This is a genomic window from Legionella nigrisilvae, assembly GCF_977063395.2.
Genome location: NZ_CDRUGZ020000011.1, coordinates 573,711 through 591,011, shown reverse-complemented (window position 1 = coordinate 591,011; position 17,301 = coordinate 573,711). Strand labels below are relative to the sequence as shown.

Genomic DNA, 17,301 nt, shown 5'->3' with positions numbered 1-17,301 from the left:
ATTGTACAGATCTTTCTTAATATTGGTCCGCTAATATCAAACCGTTGCTTGTAATTTTAAGGCAATGGCAAATTAATGAATAGAAAAGCGTCCTAATATTATGAAATAGGGAGATTATCATGGATATTGATTTAGGAAGCGCAGATGCCGCGGTTGGAATTTCCTTTAATGTAATTACTGATTTTCTTCGTGAGCTAACGCGTATTGGGCGATTACCGGACCATTTGGAATTTGACCGCGACATTGGAGGACAATCCTCTCATATCACTGTTCTTTTCGATCCTTTTGAGTTTGTAATGATAACCCAGGGGGCTGACACACCACGAAGTATATTGCATATTTTGGGAACCATTGAGATACGACCAGCATCAGACCCCAATGCCACTCCATTGACTGTGCCTCTTGATGCAGCGGCAAAATTAACCATTATCTTGGTTGACGCTGATCCAGTTGCCGAGATAGGCTTTCGTTATGATGGAATTGACGGCACGCCTTCACCCGCTGAAATAGCAAGTGACATCGACAACTTCATGAATAGCTCAGAAGTCCAGGATATATTAGCGAATACACGGTTGCCAATTGCTGATAGCCTCGTAGAAGGGCTGAATAACACACGATTTATTGATCCAGGTAGAAAGCCCGACCCTTCTGAATGGAATATTGAGATTACTTTGACACCGGCTGACTCTGATAGTGTCGATGCCTTTGTGGTATCTGCCAGTCCACCAGAAGCTTCCGCAACATTAACAATAACAAAAAGTTTTGTCGCTCCACGTACTGGACTTGCTATCGCATATAACAGGAATTTCTTGAACCTGGTTTTAGATAGAGGGGCGGCAGCTAAAATAGGCCAGGAAGTCGATGGGGCTAAGATAACATCCTTGTCCATGTCAATGGCTGATAATGGAATTCAAATAACGGGACATGTGATTCGAGCAATTGATACGCCAGTTATAGATGTAGCTCCCGATGTTGATATTGATTTTAATGGGGTGGCTATTCCAGTGCTAATCCGTGGTACCACAGGCATGACAATGGATACCTCTGGCATTGACGTAGATGTTGATGATAGCGATGAGATCTTTTATGGAGCACTGAAATGGGTCATAACAGTTGGTGCGTCAGCACTTCTCTTCACTGGGGTAGGGAGTTTCACTGCCCTAGGTATTCTTTTGTTGCTCACACTGGTTCAGAAAGTTTGGAACGGTGGTGTGGAATTGGATAATGCTCCTAATATCTTACGAGAGAGCCTCGGTTCCGGTCTAGGGGCCCAACTGAGTTTACTTGCTGCATCTTTAGACGATTCAACTCCAGCCGGTGAGCTCTCTGTTGATGGTACTCCAGATTCAGCCTTAGTAGTGAATGGCAACATGGTTTTGTTTGCTCAGGTAATTATCACTTCAATGATGGCACGGATGCGTTCAGCTGAATATTCTCACAAATTAAGACGTTTTGTAATTTTTGAACTTGACGACCGGCGAAAATTTCGGGCGCAAGAATTGGCGAGGCTGATGCAGAATGGCAAAATTTATGTTTCGAGTTTTCATCAGGTCGATGGAAAATATGTGCGCTCGAATCACGATGATTCGTCAGCTAATAATTTGCTAAAAGTATTTAAGGCCAATGAGACGAGAGAAGTTGTGGTAAGAAATCAATAAGCCTGTTCTCAATAGAGTTATTTCAAACTTATAGAGAATACCCTCTGTCTTCTTTACCTTCTAAAGCTTGATTTGCCTCTATTGCCTTTTGTACTTGTTGAAAAGAATGAATTATAGCAGGTAATTTTTGCATCGCCGCCTCAAAACCTGAACCACACTTTTCCTTTTGCATTTGGTTCACTAAATCCATTTAAAATAGTGATTAATTAAAATATAGTATGATTTTTGAGAAGATTGGTTCAGGTTTATGCTATTGGTAGGTGTAGAAGGCCACTACTTATTTAATAACAGACCTCACCTCTGTTCGCAGTTATTTAGGCTCAATGTATTTGCTTTAGAGGTTGCGAGAGGCTTAATGAGTTTCGGTAAATTTTTGGTCATTCCAAAGTTATTTTGTATAATTAACAACTCATATAGTATTGGGGGTAGAGAAAGTGCGTAAAGTAGTTCATGTCCTAATATCAGGTGGGGGTATATCGGGCTTAACCTTGGCTAATTTATTAGTTCGTATTGGTAAAGATGTAAAATTTCACGTTACCCTATTCGACTCACGACCCAATTTGGATAACACCCAAGACATTGGTGGCGGTATTGGTCTTTGGCCTCCTAGTCAGTTGGTGTTGAACTATATACCAAACTATCAACAATTCATTCAAAAATTTGGTTTCCCCATGCCTTTTCCAAGCTATCGAGATTCAGAAGGAAGGATTTTGGCTAGAGCAAACGATGATTTTGGAAACCGATTTCCTGTTCAATGTTTAAATCGCGATGATTTAATCAATATGCTATTGGAAGGTTTAAAAAATAGAGACGATGTTGAAATCATTACATCACAGAAAATCAATGGATATAAAAGAGATAAAGATGAGGTGGTAGTTACTCTTGATGGGGGTAAATCATATAAAGGAGATTTACTAATCGCCTGTGATGGCATCCATTCAAAAATCCGAAATTGTCTGATGTCTGAATTAAAATTACCCCCTGTCCATGAAACAGATCTGGGCTATACTTATTTTCGTGCAAATGTGAAGCTCCCAATGGATTCCCAACATAAATGGTGGTCCTCATCATTCGAAACATGGGGAACTTACCAATCCAAAAAGTACGGCAAGCATGAAGTTCGGTTTGGTTATGTGCCACTAAAATCTCCCAACGTCTTTTGGTTTATCGCTGTTAAAACCCAAGAAGATCACAAGTATCTATCGCCAATTAAGGGGGTTCGGTTAGTAGACGAGAATACTAAGAGATTTTTGCAAGATTTGGTTAGTGAATGGAGGCCTGTGCGCACGGACTCTGGTGATGTCGCAGTGGATTACCAGGAATTAATCAATTCGACCACTGAAATAATTAGAACTGATATAGCTAAAATTGAAGGAGTGGAACAGTTTCCCTGGACATCACGCGATAATCGGATCGTGCTTATGGGAGATTCAGCTCATGCTACCGCACCAAATATAGCCCAGGGGGCAGGCTTATGTATCGAAGATGCAGCGTGCTTGGCATCTAAATTGGATCGAGTTGATTATTTACAGGGCATCACAGAATACGAACAAGAACGAAAACCACGGGCTAAAACAGTTCAGAGTATCGCTGATTTGGTAGCTTCCACCGGCCAAGTTCAAAATTCATTTCTGAAAATGTTAAGAAACGGCGCTATGCGTACCGGTAGTCACTTTTTTCCTTCATTGCAACGGGGGATATTTGAATATTTAGTATCTTACAGCCTTGGTGGATCAACGAAGTCACCATACTGGCAGGTTCCTTCATTATCGATAACTGATAATGAGTCCTCTTCTATCTTTGGAAGAGCTTTTCCACAGACTCATTTACTTGACAATCAGATAAAAGATTTTAAAACGTCTCTCATTGGCGGTAGTGGGGTAGGGGTAGTCACTGTAGAAAAGCCGACCTCTTTAGCAAAAATAATAGGCTATGTTGCAGGTTTTCCTAGGGACATGTGTCAGCAACCATTTTACGCTGAAGTAATTAATTTATCTAAAGATGTGCAACGTTGGAACAGGGTATTTGGCTATAAAACGCCCCAGCAGAAAACATATTCAACCACACATTCACTCTACAGTGGCTTTAATCGACAAATGCATTTAAGCGAAGGCATAGGAGGAGGGCTAGATAAAGCGTTTCGGTTTATTTATAAAATACAGCTACAACCCGATAATTCGTTAAAATATGAATCTCAAGGTATAACATTTTTTGATTCATTTAAAATACCTTTACCTACTTTTCTATTACCCAAATCAGAGTGGATCGAAAAGCCAACAGAAAAAGGATGGAAGTTTGATGGCAAAGTTTCTTTTCCTATGATTGGCACTTTATTGCATTACTATGGTCATTTCCAAGTGAACAGAATGGATGTTGGGAAGAATAAACGAGTAATTATAGCCGGTGGCTCTGGAATGATCGGAAAAGAAGCCTGTTTGGAGTTTATCAAAAAAGGATATGATGTATATTGTTTAAGTCGCTCTTCAGATACCCAAATAAATATTGAAGGGGTCAAAGTCAGACAAATTGATGAGGATTGGTCAGAGCTAATTGATAAAAACACAATCATATTAAATTTGAGTGGCGAAAATCCAGGCGCAAAAAAATGGACCTCTACTGTCAAATCAAATATAGCAGAATCACGCTTTCGGGTCATTGATACCATAATTCGCAATATTGATAAAGCTCGCGAAAAACCGCTAAAGTATCTGCAAGCGTCTGCTGTGGGGTTTTATGGAAATGCGGGCGATACCCTTTTAACTGAAGAAAGTGAATCAGTCCCAGGTAGTGATCCTGGAACTAAATTCAGAGTGGATGTCTGTAAGGAAATTGAAAATAGAGCAAATAAAGCAAATTGCTCTGTAGTTAATTTAAGACTTGGACATGTGTTATCGAATGAGGGTGGTCTTTTGCCCTATTATAGATACTCAGGATTCTTTGGTGCAGGGAGATTTGGTTCTGGTGATCAATTTGTTCCTTATGTGCATGTTAAAGACGTTGCCAAAGCCATTGAGTTTATTGCTAACAATGACAAAATCCGAGATGGAGCAATAAACATAACTGCTCCGCAAGCTTGTACTAATTCTGAGATTTTGAAGGAGTTACGATGGGTTAAATCCGGACTCGGGATACCACTGCCAGGAGCAGTTTTAAAATTACTCATTGGCGAATCCTCAGCTATATTAACTGACTCGGAACGTGTATCTCCGAAAAGATTACTCGAGAATGGCTTTGAATTTGATTACAAAACCATAAATGAATCCTTACATGGGTTGCAATAGTAGGATGCTTCCTAGTTTTCCTTTTATAGCGAATGTTAGGTTAATTGTAAGTATTGGCAATCCAATGAGCAGCAGATTTCCTATTATCTTCTATACTAATTTAAAGAGTGTTCCTGCATGTGGTTATGGGCCTAGTGATGGTAGATAGTATGATGCTTTCTAATGCGCCGAAAATAGTAAAACATCAATCTTCAATTCAGTTCTCTTTTCACTTTCTGAAAGTTCATATTTTTAATGATAAAGCCTGGGTACAATTAGCCGCCCCTCCCCTGAATATTTTAAATAATGAGATGCAAATTGAAATAACTAGCGTATTTCATCAATTAAAAATGAGGAAGGATATTTCAGTCATTTCTTTATCGGCACAGGGAAATAATTTTTGTAGTGGGATCAATATTAAAGAAATTTTTCAAGGGTTAGAATTTGGTAAAGGTTTAAAATTTTGTCTCGATTTTGCACGAATGCTCGATGCTATTGCTGCGGTAAATAAACCTATTTTAGGTTTTATTAAAGGTTATGCCTTCGGTGCAGGTGCTACACTTGCCGCACTCTGTGACTATTCTATTGCGGCTCCAAATGCAAAATTTAGTTATCCAGAAAGAAAAATTGGTCTCAAACCTTCTGTTAGTTTGCCCTATTTAATTCCTAGAATGGGGAATCTGGCAATTTTTCCCTTTTTATCAGGAAAAATATGGAATGCACAAGAAGCTCAAAAATTCAAACTTATCGATGAAATATGCGGCGATAAAAATAAATTGATTGTAAAAAAGAAATCTCTTCTCAAACAATTTAGCAATTCTCCTATGCGCTTAAATCGTAGCTTTATTCCCCAAAAAAACAATATAACTCTCGATATGGATTTTTCCTTAAAAAATTATTTTGAAACTATAAAAAGAATTTATCCTAATAGAACCGAGGAGGGAAGAGAAATGCTCATTCAATATACGGCACAAGATCTATTTAATGATCTCTCTAAACCTCTAGCGCTAGAGTTATTTAGTCGTTATTTTAAGCATTAAACTAAACCGCTCTACTAAACCTAATTTGTAAATAGGTTTGCTGCAGGGATTTTATAGATTAAATGGTTTCTGATTCAATCTTTTTACTACATGCAAGAGCCCAATCAGACTCACCTTTTTTATTAATCTTAAGTTGACGAAATAAGGCATTTATGATTAAGTTTAAAACTTCAGGATTACAAAGGATTGTTTCTATGAGATTTATTGTCTTATTGGCGTCATTCTTGTTCACCCTATCAATACATGCAGAGGAAACTGCATCGTCGCCTGAATATCTAATAAAAATAATGAATCATTGTTATGAAGATGAAAATAAGCTTGGTACTGAATTAGCGGAATGTATTTTAAAGAAAATGAGAGGTGTAAATAACCCTAATGGATATCATGTATTGATGAAAGATGAAAATTTTAGCAAAACCGTTGCAAGCGAGTTTACTTTGCTCATCTACGATAAATATGGAAATATCCTTATATGCAAAGGGATAGCAAAAGAAAAAATAGTGTTTAAACAGTGTGACACTAAAAAAATTATTAATTTTGATCCCCAAAAAATGCCAATAGATTTGGATTTTTGAGAATTATTATAAGGAAACCACTTTAGAAAAACTGGTCCGGAATCTCTACTTCAAAATATTATGCATTCTGGTTAAAAATTTTAATTTTTCATGCTTACTTTTTGAAGCATTTTATATTGGCGCAAATTTCCAGATTCTAATCATTAGAAGAACCTGGAAATACCAATTTGCAAAATCCTCTGACTTAAAAGATCCTCAGGACATAAAAAACTGCCTTTATAAATTCGTCAATGTTTATATGACAGATTAAATACCGGTTCACCAGAAGGCTTTTTTCTTGTCTTTTATGCTTTTGACAAAAAAGGCGCTACTCCAGGAAAATTTCAAACTATTACAAACTAGTCAAAAGAATAACTATAACTGGCATTATTTTCAAAATACAGATCGTCGACGTGAGCTACATGACAGATATAAGCTACATGTCAGCGTTGATCCTAAGGTATTTCCGGAGGTTGAAGATCAAGTTCATACTATACTAAATAGAGCGATAAAAAAAGGTTCGATTATCACCTATAAAACCTATGATGTAATGAGGAATCATAAAGAAGATTTGAGTCCAGAGGCACTTCGACAACAAAATAACCCCTTTGTTATCTATCTCAATGACGAACAAGCCACTAATCCTCAGTATTTATCTGAAATCACCCAAGTATGCAAAGAAATCGAGAATGTCTTATACCACTCCAAAGCTGGTGAACATAGGGCAACAAGTGATTTACCACTAACTCCTCATATTATCTTTCGTCAAGCCATTTTAGATGGCGATGTGAATCCCGTTAAAGGTAAAGTTCCCTATAAACCAGCACAGGGTAACGATGCTGAAACCCTTAAAGAACAAGGGAAGGGATCTATTACCTATCAATTACTAACAGAAAATTTACACGACTTTAGACCCATGGAGGAATTGGTTTCTTCTTACAAACCTCCGGAGAAATCCACGGATCAAACTGAGGAGCCGCCTAATCCAGGTAAACCTTGGGTTCCACTGGATGCATTCCCCACACAAGAAAAACCTGAGGCACTGATGTCAGAACCCCATAAATCTTGGGTTCCACGTGATGGTTTCCCTAAACAAAAACCTGCTTTCCCAACTGATAAACTTGAAGAGGTAAGGCTTGAACCAGAGAAACCTTGGGTTCCTCTTGATGCGTTCAATGAAGAAGTAACTGAAAGGCCTAGTCAGGGATCTAAAGCACGGCTTTTGGAACTAAAAAACTCAAGACCTGGAAGACAGCCGAGTGTAGCTTCGGAACCACAAAGTTCCGATGAGTTATCAAATTCACCACACTTATCAAAGCAAACCTTACAGGCAATAAAAAAAGTGACTACCCAAGAAGATCCTTTGGAACAAATTAAGGAAAAACCGAGTATTTCTTTCCACTTTAAGCATGAGTAGCAGGTCGTTTTATATTCATTTGAATTTCGTTTTCTGCATTCATTGAGCTTTCGCTGAAACCTTAAACTGCAGGGGTTTTTGATGCAGATTGTAGAATATTCTCAACTCCCAAATACATTCTGTAAAGGTAGCGAAGGGGCTTTTGTCTTCTGAGACATAACATGGAAATTTGGGCATTAGCTAATATAATTATATAAGGATACGCTAAATAATGCGCATAAAATGAAACATAAAAAAAAGGCTTATAAAAGTAAGAGTGCAGGCTTATTCACAAAGCAACAGGAATCTAATGAGATAGAAAAGTCTACCTCTGAGATTTCAATTGTTAAAAGAAAAGAGGAAAAAAAACATCCACATCGTTCTTATATATACAAAGAAGCCCTAGATTCTAACTATAGTGAAATAGAAGCTTTTAATGGCTTATGTTATCGCATGCTACTCGGAGAACATGCTGCAAAAGTGAGGGGAGTTCATGATGATTCAAATGTTACCATTGCTGCCGTCTCAAAACTTATTCCTGACTATTTATCATTTTACAGCTATTATAAACAGAATAACAAGGTAGGAATAAGTACCGAAGATTTTATTAAATTCAAGTTTCCACAAATTTTAGTTGCAGCTTATTGCGAAGAAGAAAACGATTTAAACGCAGAAAACTTTGGGTTTGGAGGTAATAAGGAAGGTGAGATAATTTCGGTTAAAATAGATCATGGTGAAAGTACATATCCTGTTTTATCCCAGCAAATGGATATTCCTGCTAAAAGTCAATTTATTATTACTGCACATGATATAATTAACTTCCCAAGATTAAAAGACGCAGGCCCCGCAAGCTTTGTCCATGAATATCCACCAAAATTATTAGATGTTGATGAATTAGTTCATAATGAACATTTTATCTCACAAAAATACTATACTTTTCTGAAACGCATTCTTATTGATGACCTTAATTATATCGAAATAGCAAACGCAACTGTTAGTTCAGAGGCACTGAGAGAACAACTTGTTGCAGATAAAATTGAAAGAACTGTCTTATTAAAAACTACACTACTCGCTATCCCTGAATTTAGGCAATACATTAATCAAAATCCTTTAGTCATAGATCAAATTATTAAAGAATTTATAGAATTTAATGATGAAATTAGAAAACCAGATGATATGCTTTTGAGAATCGATATACAAAAAGTAAACTCTAATTTTTTAGATATTGTCAAAATTTGTAAAGAAATGGACCAACCTAATTTGACTCGAGAATTGAGCGAAGAAGAATTAATTGCCTTACAAAATCTTCCCGACGTATTAGACGAAATGGAATTAGAAATTGACAACTTCGAAAGAACTCTTATAGCGAGTGAAGTAATAAGTGACTTGCCTTTATCTAAAGAGATTGAAAAGCCTACAACCCCAACTGCATTAAATGTACCTCAGATAGAAGAAACTAGAATAACTTCCTCGTTATCTCCAACTAATACTCTTCCGGATCAATTAAAAGTTAGGGGTAATATTATTAAAATTCCTACTAGTGAGAGAGAGGAAAACATTTTCGCTGTAAACGCAGTATTAAATAATGATGATTTAATGAAAGGACGAGATGGTACTATTCCTACTATTATTCAAGACATACGCGCTATTATTGAGGGTATGGATTATTCAGATGATCAAAAAATTGCCGCCGCTATTATACAAATCAAGGATAAAATAAATAAATCAGAAGAAAGGAATCATAGTAAGAATACTTTGCAAATTATTGATGCATTTAGTCAACCGAGCCATATAAATTTCAGGGTAATTCGAGACTCTTTGTCTAAAAATGAATCTATGGAAAAGATAATGGCTCCTGTTAAAATGGAGCGTCTGGACTAGTTATGTCTTGATTTAGCTCCTCACCACCAGAAACTTCCAATATCAAGCACAATTTCTCTAGGTAGTTTCCATGACCATTACAGAAGGATCAATTACATTTAATATTTTGAGCAGCATCATAAAGGAATAATTCCTTTTTTATTAGTGCTCCAAGAAAACTATGCTTTCTTTAGGCTAGGGTAAATCGATTGCAACTTATTGATTATACTCGGTTCTCATGGTGGCCAGAGGCAGAATCGAACTGCCGACACGAGGATTTTCAGTCACCTACCTCATCAATAAGTTATTGTTTTTATTATAATTTATATCGCAGTGATCCACTACAAATGTCCTACGATGTATAACAGTGTCGTACTCAAATACGCAAATTCCCCACAGAGGATTTCAATCATAAAGTATAAGGGTAAATTTGACACAACTCCAAAAAGCCATATTTTTATTGAATATATTTTGATCGTCTCCTACTACTAAAAAGAAAAAATTAGCCCTCGTGAATATTGATTAAAAATTAATTACAATAACAATAAAAAAATGAACATGGGATAAATAAAATTAATATAAAAAATCAATCTATTTCAACAGAAGCAGAGGCATTACAAGATATAATTTCTTGGGCTAGGGATAAACCGCTATGGCAACAAGATGCCTTACGTCGATTGTGTCAGAATGGGGTATTGAATGAAGCAGATTATGGGGAACTAATGGAAATCTGTAAAAATAAACAATCAGCAGTTCCCATAGCCAGTGAACACGCCCCTACACCAGATGCAGCGTCCTCTCATGTATACCTGCGTGGGATTAAGAATGTTGAAAACGTTAATGCACTAGCTACCAACCAGGTTGTAAGTTTTGAAAAAGGGAACGGTCTCACTGTAATTTATGGCGATAATGGTTCTGGTAAATCCGGTTATGCCAGAATCTTAAAGAGCGCTTGTCGTGCCAGATTACATCAAGAACTCAAAATCCTGCCTAATATTTATGAACCTAGTGCAGGAATTCCCAAGGCCAAGCTTGATTTTGCTGTGAATGACCAAAATCACAGTACAAATTGGGTATTCAAAACTGCCAGTGATCCTAACCTTTCAGCAATAAGTGTTTTTGATTCCTCGACCGCGAATATTCATGTTGATAATGAAAATGAGGTCGCCTATAACCCTTATCCAATGGAACTTTTAAAGCAACTCTCTGATGCTGCAAAGGAAATAAAGGGCAGACTAAATCTTGAAATCCAAACATTGGAAAATCAGACTCCACACTCTCTGAAAATCCCTAAATATCACCAAGACACATCGGTTTTTGAAATCATCAGTAAGTTATCATTAAAAACCGATGTTGGTAAAATCCAAGCATTAGCAACTTTAAGTGAAAAAGAGGTTAAGGAATTTGAAATTTTAAAATCCGACCTTGCAAATGATCCAGAAGTTACAAGTCGTAAAGTAAAAAGCATCAAATCGAAATTAGAACAGACCACTGCGGCAATAAAAGTCCTGTGTTCCGCTACAACAGATCAAGAACTCAAGCAGGTGCAAGGATTATACGAGGATTTTGTGGCAAAGCAAGTCGCAGCAAATACTGCTGCTCAAAATTTGTTTCAGGGTGAGAAGTTACCTCAGATTGGTTCCGAAAGCTGGCGTGCATTATGGGAAGCTGCCCGAAAGTATTCAGAGAATACAGCGTATCCTGACCAGGCTTACCCATATACCAAAGATGGTGCCCATTGTGTATTATGCCACCAGGTACTCTCTGCTGAAGCCGCAAAACGTTTACACAGTTTTGAGCATTTCGTGCAAGATGAAACAAAGCAGCAAGAAGAGATAGCTAAAAGTGCGCTTCAAGCTGCCATTAATACGTTGGTACAGAAATCAATATCATTAAAAACTTTGAGGGAATTGCAGGAAATATTGATTGAACTTGGTAAGGTTGCTTTGAGTAATGAGCTAAGACAAATTACTGTGCAAGCAAAATGGGGGCTCCGTACATTTCTAAGAAATATTAGCAGTAATATTAATACAATACCACTGCCGGTAGAATATCCCGAGGAACGGGTTGCTGCGGTTCAGGTTGAATTGACTAAGCGCGTTGCTACGCTTACAGCAGAAAAAACATCAGAAGCACGTAAGCAAGCCGAGAAAAAGCTGTTGGAATTAGAAGATAGGAAATGGTTGGATATCGTAAAAGATGATGTAATTGCGCAGATATCTCGTCTAAAAACAATAAGTGAGTTACGTAAATTAGTAAATGAAAATAAAACCACCTCCATAACAGCTAAGAGCTCCGAATTAGCAAAATACTTGGTCACAGACGCTTTGCGAGCACAGTTTTCAAAAGAAGTAGCTAAGTTAGAATTGGGTAAACTTGCTATTGAGTTAAAACATAGTGTTTCACGCCAAGGCGCACCACTTTTTAAAGTAGCACTCGAACGCAAACCAGATGCTAAGGTTAGCAATGTACTTAGCGAAGGCGAATTCCGATGTATCGCATTAGCCACATTTCTTGCAGAGCAGGCCACTACTGAAAGTAAATCAACCGTAGTTTTTGACGATCCGGTATGTTCGCTTGACCATATGCACCGCGAACAGGTTGCAAAACGCCTGGCAGAAGAAGGTAAAAATCGACAAGTAGTGATTTTTACCCATGACTTGGCTTTTATGTTCCTTTTGGAAGAAGCCTGTGGACAGGAAGGGGCCTCAATAGCTTATCGCTGGATCAATAGAAACGATGAATATACAGGGTTCTGTGAAAATAATGCACCTCCTAAAGCTCAAAAGATACTAGATGTATTAGATGGCCTACAAAAACATCTGGACAATGTTAAACAATTCTATACAAAAGGAAAATTGAATGATTGGCGGCGCCAAGTTTATCATTTTCAACAGGAACTGCGTCCATTATGGGAGAGAGCAGTTGAAGATGCAGTTTCGCCAGTTGTACGCCGCTTTCAAAACAAGGTCGATACTAAAGGACTATCCAAATTGACTACATTAACAATCGAAGATTGCCAGATTATGCGAGAAGCTTATGGGCGTTGCTCAAAACTTCTACATAGTGAAAGTGAACATTTAAACCGCCCCTTGCCAAAACCAGAAATAATACAAAAAGAGATAGAGGCAATGAAAAATTGGATTCAATTAATCAAAGACAGGCAGGCAAAAATTAAAGATATTTAATTTATAGTGCTTGCAATGGTGCCATTTGAATGATTTAAAATAAGTATGGTGGAGTGGGATTGAAGAAACCCCTCCCATTATTTTTAATTTTCATGAAATATTATTCAAAGACCATGAAAACCATGCCAATTCTAAGTTATAGGTTTTCTCCAAAATGCTCAAGCTCATTGTCTAAAATTCTCTACAGATGGTGTCATTTGTAACCTATAATTATTACCCAAAACTTTTTGAACCGCATATAGATAAAGATAATACCAAACAAAAGCTATTAAATAGTTACTTAATTGATTTATGATAATCGTTCACTAATAAAAAATTTAAACAATAATTTTTATTAATTATGCGGAGCTTTTCAAGTAGTATCATCTTATAACCTGTGATAAAAACTAAAGGGAGTAGGATCCAAATGTCACAAAACTTCCCATGCCCTCCTGATTTTTTATTGGAATTTAATGAACAGCTAGTAGATATAAAAGAATGTTATCGTTTAGGCTTTGAATGGTATAAATATGTTGCTCAATTATGTTTATTTACTTCTCATTTTGATGTAAAAAATTTTCCTGACTTAAATGTGAATCAATATGCAATAATTGTAGGATTATTATGTAGAATTACGAGATTAATGTTAAACAATATGACTTTATCTTGTGAAGGTAGAAATGGTGAGACTACTTCTATAATTGATAGATGTATCAATGAAAGCGCTATAAAATTAATGTGGTTATGCAAAAATCCAATTAAAGAAAACTTTGATATTTATATTGCTGATGGTCTCAAAAACGACTTAAAATTAAAAAAAGATTTAAATCAAATTTTAAATCACAGAAAAACTCCTGCAACTACAACAGAAGTAAGAATGCTCGATTCGATAGAGCGATATATACACCAAAGTGATTTCACCGAGGTTGAAATAGAGCAAACCAAAAAAATGCCTGATGTAGCAAGTATTCTTAAAAAATTAAACTTTCATAATATTATCTATAGAACTTTAATGACCATGGGAGCACATAGTGTACATGGAACGTGGACAAGCCTAGTTAAAGATTTTGTGCAAATAGATGCTGAAAAAGTTTTACCAAAAGATGCCACTACGCCCACACATATAAATCAATATATCTCTGTTTCAGTAATGGTATTAGAAGGCTTAAAAGCCTTTTATAGTCTACCTTTTTATAAAACTAAAGATCTTTGTCAAGAAATTATTTTATTAATCGAGGATTATATAAATGAGATCGTTAAGATATTGCATCATTATAATTCATTAACTTGAAAGGTTAATTACCTTAATAAATTAATTAATTAATGGGTAAGTCATAATGTTTATATTTTTATACTTAAGACATCCGTAGGATGGGAGAACAATCTTCCCTCACAAATCACTTCTGCATCATGTTTTTCATATAGCCGATTTAAATTAGGCTTTAACGTATCCAGTAAAATCAAAACCGCACCAGATTCTGCAGCTACTTTCTTAGCCTCGTCTATAATTTGCTTCCCAAAACTAAGACCACGATAATCCTTTTCCACATACACATACATTAACTCACGTGATTTGGGTAATTTGTCTGAAGCTTGAGACAAATCCTCATGATACGAATGGTCTAGCAATGCAAACATAGCGACAGGAACACCAGCTAAAGTACCTATATAAGTATTATTGCTTAATGATCCCAACACATCCATACGAAATTCAACTCCTTTATTACGAATATATCCCCATTCACCTTCAGCCCATTTTGCAGCAGTAGGCAGATGTTGCATGCACTCACTTAGCTTAGTAAAAGTAAGTTTGTGTTTTATTAAGGCTGAACTAAAAAGTAACATGCAAATATCTCCAAAAGTTAATAAACCAGAGACGGTTGTGAATCATTTATTTGCCGTTGGCTGTACTCACATACAGCCAACGAGATTAGACCAATTATGGCTCCCAATATATAGTACCAAGCGGGAGCGATAAAATTTCCAGTTTTATTTACTAGCCACATCATGATTAGAGGGGTAGTCCCACCAAACAACGAAATACCTATATTAAAAGCAATACCAAAAGCACTGTACCTATATTGATGAGGGAACAGAGAAACCATATATGCATTTAATGGGGCATATGTAATCGCAATTAGTATGGACATTAATACCATACCGAAAGTAATTAATACCCAATCACCTGTGGATAATAAGAGGAATATTGGAATACTTAGGAGTAAGAGTGATAACATTCCAAATTGAATAATTCTTAGAAACCCTATTCTATCTGCCAAAATTGCTATAAATGGTTCGAGCGATGCATCTACCATCAAAGATAAAGTGATGATAAGTGTTGCTAGACTTAATGAAATATTAAAATAATGATGCAGATAAGTAGCTGTAAAAACGTAAGTCCCGAATGTCATAATTCCTACTAGCCAGGCAATGCCTATAACTCCAATAATTGCATAGGATTTTTCTTTTATCGCTTTGAGAAAAGGTGAGTGTTTCTTTTCATGAGAGGTTATTTTTTGGTATTCAGGTGTTTCTGATACGTGAGTACGTAAATAAAAAATGAGTATTCCTGCTATTAATGCAAGAGCAAATGCGATGCGCCAACCCCAAGAGGGCATAAAGGATGCTGTAAAAAAAGATGCGGCTAGTCCGGCTAAAATTGATCCAAAACTGTAAGCTGAACTTGTCAGGCTTCCATAAAATGCCTTTTTTTCAGGTTTTGCATGTTCGACCAAAAAGATAGCTGAGCCAGTAAATTCACTGCTGGCTACAAAACCTTGTATGATTCGTAAGAATGTAATTAGGATCGAAGCCGAAATACCAATTAATTGGTAACCAGGAACAATACTGATCAGCGCAGTAGGAATTGCCATAGCTAAAATGCTAAGTGTTAATGCTCGTTTTCGTCCAAATTTATCCCCAATGGAACCAAAAAATATTGAGCCTAGAGGTGCTAATAAATATCCTACAGCGAACACACCAAATGTGTTGAGAAGAGAAGCCATTTGGTTATCGGCAGGGAAGTAAGTTGCAGCAATGATGGGTGCAAAATAGCCAAAAATCGCAAAATCATACCATTGGAGTGTAGTGCCTGAAACACCAGCTAATAACGCTTTTTTTGATGCAGAATTGTTCAATTATTGCTCCCTATACCAATTAAACTATTTATTCCAGATTGAGAGAGCTTGAATATTTTCCAGTCAGCTAAAGAATTTGCTCCAATTTTTTTATAAAAATTTTGAGCATTCTTGTTTTCTTGTGATACCCACCATTCAATACGAGAGCAATTATTAGCAGCAGCTTCGCATGCTACATAGTTTAATAGGGCCTTTCCAATTCCCTGCCGTCTAAAACCTGGTGAGACGTATAAATTCTCAATATAAATACCTTTAGCGTCATTGAAACAAACATTATTCTGAGTGAAATTAAACATGACTAGGCCACAAACTTTTTCGTTAGCCAACGCTACTCCAACAAAATGATGAGGTTTAGAGCAAAACAACAATTCCCCAAGTTTTTTTTCAGTGATTTTAATCTTGTCTAATATCCCTTCATATTTTGCTAATTCCATAATTTTTAAATAAATTTGGCTCAAATGTTGGAGTTTTGCTTGAATTATTGGCATCATAGAGCATCTTAATTGCGATTGTAAATAATATAGTCATAAAATGGATATAGTACTTATTCCAGGAGCTTTAGCAACCCCTAAGTTATGGTTTCAACAGGAAAAAATTTTTAAGAAACCAATTCATTATGTAGATACTTTAAATAGTAATTCGATTGTTCAAATGGCTGAACGTTTTTGTTCTGTTGCTCCTAAGCAATTTACCTTAATTGGGTTTTCAATGGGGGGATGTATTGCTTTGGAACTTTTTCGTCTTATGCCAGAGCGTATTGAAAAACTTGTTTTGATTAATTCAGGGGCAAGACACATTTCTGAAAAAGGGCAATTAGAGCGGGAACGTTCATTAGATTTGATTCAAAAAGGTAAGTTCGAGTTTTTAATAAAATTGATTTTCAAAAATTCAATTTATGATACGAGTAAGCATAAGTCTTTGCTGCCATTAGTTGAGGAAATGGCATTTGCAGTAGGTGCAGAAAATTACACGAATCAACTTAACGCTATTCTGGCAAAGCCAGACCACTCAGAATTATTACAAGATATTAAATGTCCCACTTTATTAATTGCATCTCAGCAAGATAACGTAATGCCTATTGAACGATCTGAACATATGGCACAACACATAGAAAATTCAAAACTAATATACATGGAACAATGTGGCCACATGGCTATGCTAGAAAAACCGAATTTATTGAATCAAATTTTGAAGGATTGGTTGTAAGCAAAAGTTTTATTAGGGATTGT

Annotated in this window: 13 protein-coding genes and 1 tRNA gene; 9 read left to right on the top strand and 5 right to left on the bottom strand. The window is 36.4% G+C overall.

The annotated features are described in order from the left end of the window. The first annotated feature begins 119 nt into the window (after positions 1-119). Positions 120-1,658, top strand: coding sequence for a hypothetical protein (locus tag ACWTE2_RS02670; protein ID WP_454784035.1), 1,539 nt, complete (start codon positions 120-122; stop codon positions 1,656-1,658). A 28-nt stretch (positions 1,659-1,686) separates the two neighbouring features. Here the strand turns inward: ACWTE2_RS02670 and ACWTE2_RS02665 are convergent, their stop codons facing one another. After that, positions 1,687-1,830 (bottom strand): hypothetical protein, encoded by a 144-nt coding sequence (locus tag ACWTE2_RS02665; RefSeq protein WP_454784034.1) that lies wholly within the window; start codon positions 1,828-1,830, stop codon positions 1,687-1,689. A gap of 262 nt (positions 1,831-2,092) precedes the next feature. On the opposite strand from ACWTE2_RS02665, the gene ACWTE2_RS02660 reads away from it, so the two are divergent. From ACWTE2_RS02660 to ACWTE2_RS02640, 5 genes are all read left to right on the top strand, one after another. Further along, positions 2,093-4,939: a TIGR01777 family oxidoreductase gene (locus ACWTE2_RS02660; RefSeq protein ID WP_454784033.1), complete on the top strand. Its 2,847-nt coding sequence runs from the start codon at positions 2,093-2,095 to the stop codon at positions 4,937-4,939. 149 nt (positions 4,940-5,088) lie between these two features. Further along, on the top strand, positions 5,089-5,958 hold the full coding sequence (locus tag ACWTE2_RS02655; protein WP_454784032.1) for an enoyl-CoA hydratase/isomerase family protein: 870 nt from the start codon (positions 5,089-5,091) through the stop codon (positions 5,956-5,958). 152 nt (positions 5,959-6,110) lie between these two features. Further along, positions 6,111-6,533: a hypothetical protein gene (locus tag ACWTE2_RS02650; protein ID WP_454784031.1), complete on the top strand. Its 423-nt coding sequence runs from the start codon at positions 6,111-6,113 to the stop codon at positions 6,531-6,533. Positions 6,534-6,810: 277 nt separating this feature from the next. Next, the gene (locus ACWTE2_RS02645) at positions 6,811-7,929 is read left to right on the top strand and encodes a hypothetical protein (RefSeq protein WP_454784030.1); all 1,119 of its coding nucleotides are present in this window, start codon (positions 6,811-6,813) and stop codon (positions 7,927-7,929) included. A 222-nt stretch (positions 7,930-8,151) separates the two neighbouring features. After that, on the top strand, positions 8,152-9,789 hold the full coding sequence (locus ACWTE2_RS02640; protein ID WP_454784029.1) for a hypothetical protein: 1,638 nt from the start codon (positions 8,152-8,154) through the stop codon (positions 9,787-9,789). Positions 9,790-10,007: 218 nt separating this feature from the next. Here ACWTE2_RS02640 and ACWTE2_RS02635 read toward each other — a convergent pair. Continuing rightward, positions 10,008-10,076 (bottom strand) — tRNA-Phe (locus tag ACWTE2_RS02635). Positions 10,077-10,463: 387 nt separating this feature from the next. Between ACWTE2_RS02635 and ACWTE2_RS02630 the strand changes: the two genes are divergently transcribed. After that, positions 10,464-12,956 carry an AAA family ATPase gene (locus ACWTE2_RS02630; RefSeq protein ID WP_454784028.1) on the top strand — a complete coding sequence of 831 codons (2,493 nt, stop codon included), beginning with the start codon at positions 10,464-10,466 and terminating at the stop codon, positions 12,954-12,956. 406 nt (positions 12,957-13,362) lie between these two features. Continuing rightward, positions 13,363-14,226, top strand: coding sequence for a DUF5677 domain-containing protein (locus ACWTE2_RS02625; protein WP_454784027.1), 864 nt, complete (start codon positions 13,363-13,365; stop codon positions 14,224-14,226). A 50-nt stretch (positions 14,227-14,276) separates the two neighbouring features. Here the strand turns inward: ACWTE2_RS02625 and ACWTE2_RS02620 are convergent, their stop codons facing one another. From ACWTE2_RS02620 to ACWTE2_RS02610, 3 genes are read right to left on the bottom strand one after another with little or no spacing between them, the layout of a single operon-like run. Then, positions 14,277-14,780 carry a GNAT family N-acetyltransferase gene (locus tag ACWTE2_RS02620; protein ID WP_454784026.1) on the bottom strand — a complete coding sequence of 168 codons (504 nt, stop codon included), beginning with the start codon at positions 14,778-14,780 and terminating at the stop codon, positions 14,277-14,279. Positions 14,781-14,797: 17 nt separating this feature from the next. Next, on the bottom strand, positions 14,798-16,072 hold the full coding sequence (locus ACWTE2_RS02615; protein ID WP_454784025.1) for an MFS transporter: 1,275 nt from the start codon (positions 16,070-16,072) through the stop codon (positions 14,798-14,800). Next, positions 16,069-16,563 (bottom strand): GNAT family N-acetyltransferase, encoded by a 495-nt coding sequence (locus tag ACWTE2_RS02610; RefSeq protein ID WP_454784024.1) that lies wholly within the window; start codon positions 16,561-16,563, stop codon positions 16,069-16,071. Before ACWTE2_RS02610 ends, ACWTE2_RS02615 begins: the two co-directional genes overlap by 4 nt. A 40-nt stretch (positions 16,564-16,603) precedes the next feature. Here ACWTE2_RS02610 and ACWTE2_RS02605 point away from each other — a divergent pair, with 40 nt between their 5' ends. After that, on the top strand, positions 16,604-17,278 hold the full coding sequence (locus ACWTE2_RS02605) for an alpha/beta fold hydrolase (protein WP_454784023.1): 675 nt from the start codon (positions 16,604-16,606) through the stop codon (positions 17,276-17,278). Positions 17,279-17,301 lie beyond the last annotated feature (23 nt).